This window comes from Acinetobacter sp. 1125_18A, assembly GCF_052824985.1.
This window is the reverse complement of record NZ_VTDG01000053.1, coordinates 1-775: the sequence shown is the minus strand read 5'-3', so window position 1 is coordinate 775 and position 775 is coordinate 1. Positions and strand designations below refer to the sequence as shown.

Here is a 775-nt window from a genome sequence, read left to right as displayed (position 1 = left end):
ACATATAGGCAATCAGAATCAACTCCCTGTTGTAAAGCCATATACTGGACAAAAGGCTTCGCTCAATAATTTATATTTAGAACAAGCGCAAACACAAACAACCCATGCGTATTCAAGCCAAGGGAAAATCTTAAGTCTTGAAGATGCGATTCAGATTGCAGTAAAAAGAAACCCCAATATTGCTCAAACAATTTCAACATTAGCAGGACAAAATGCCAATATTGACGTGGCAAAAGCGCAATATTACCCACAGTTAAAAGCGGGTATGAATACAGGTGATTTTACCTCCAACGATAAAGGTCGCCAATTGTATTCAGTTGAAGCCAACCAACTGCTTTATGATTTTGGTAAAGTAAAATCCAGTGTCACCACGCAACAAAATAAATTGGCAGTTGAGCAAGCCAATGTATTAATCAGTATTGATGATATCTCGACCCAAACCGCACGAGATATTTTATCCTTACTGCGCTATCGCAATATTATCAAAATAGCGCAAGATCAATTAAATGGGGTCAGTCGTTTACATGAGATTGCCCGTTTAAGAGCAGACGCAGGAATCAGCAGTAATGCCGATCCTGTACAAGCACAAAGCTATGTTGAATACGCTCGTTCTTACTTAATTACTCAGCAAAATTTTTTAAAACAACAAGAACAAAAATTACGCACATTATTGGGTTTTGATGTGAGTCAAATGGATTTTAATATTCCTGATGAATTTGTAAAACAATCAGGTCTTTATGACGACCCTGAAATGAATACCATTCCTACGATGATC

At 37.3% G+C, this 775-nt stretch carries 1 protein-coding gene; it reads left to right on the top strand.

Features of this window, described 5'->3' with window-relative positions:
* The coding region (locus FY049_RS22215) for a TolC family protein (protein WP_446084433.1) at positions 1 to 775 on the top strand (775 nt) is incomplete at both ends.